Origin of the sequence: Grimontia marina (genome assembly GCF_900060185.1) — a bacterium.
Lineage (GTDB): Bacteria > Pseudomonadota > Gammaproteobacteria > Enterobacterales > Vibrionaceae > Enterovibrio > Enterovibrio marinus.
The window spans coordinates 1-605 of record NZ_FIZY01000249.1; the positions used below are offsets into that span (position 1 = coordinate 1).

The 605-nt window shown below is 48.4% G+C and carries 2 protein-coding genes; both read left to right on the top strand.

Translation table 11 applies throughout. The features are described 5' to 3' along the window. Nucleotides 1-538, top strand: a 538-nt coding sequence (gene gspK / locus GMA8713_RS26250) for a type II secretion system minor pseudopilin GspK (RefSeq protein ID WP_157515825.1), incomplete at its 5' end; no start/stop codon positions are given. Then, nucleotides 507-605, top strand: a 99-nt coding sequence (locus GMA8713_RS27640; RefSeq protein ID WP_198159613.1) for a type II secretion system protein GspL, incomplete at its 3' end; no start/stop codon positions are given. The genes gspK and GMA8713_RS27640, both read left to right, overlap by 32 nt.

Genomic DNA, 605 nt, shown 5'->3' on the forward strand with positions numbered 1-605 from the left:
ACAGTCCTCTTATGGCGTAGAAGACAGCCATTATGAATCAATGTCTCCTGCTTATCTGGCGGCGAATAGTTTACTTGCGGATAGCAGTGAGCTGCGCGCGGTTCAGCAGGTGAGCGGGGATGTAATGAATAAAATAGCACCTTATATCTGCACTCTCCCCACTGATGATTGGCGTTTGAATATCAATACCTTGGCCCCCGATCATGCCAAGTTATTGGTGGCGATGTTCAGCCCGCACTTAAGTGAAGGGGATGCAAAAAACTTACTCGAGAGCCGACCATTTGATGGTTGGGCATCGGTAGACAATTTTCTCGCAGAGGCCGCATTGGCCGCTGTGGAGAGCAAAGTGAAAGAAGAAGCGAAACAGTACCTAGCTGTCGATAGTGCTTATTTTGAACTGGATGCTCAAATCTTGGTTGATGACTCGCGAGTTCGTATTCGCAGTTTATTGTTTAGTGATAATAGAGAAACCGCAACGGTCATACGCCGTCGCTTTGGAGGGATCAGTGAGCGAGTTTCTGACCGTTCGGCTGAGTAGTCAACAAGACGCTGAAATACCTTGGCTGGTGTGGTCAACACAGCAGCAAGAAGTGATTGCCAGCGGT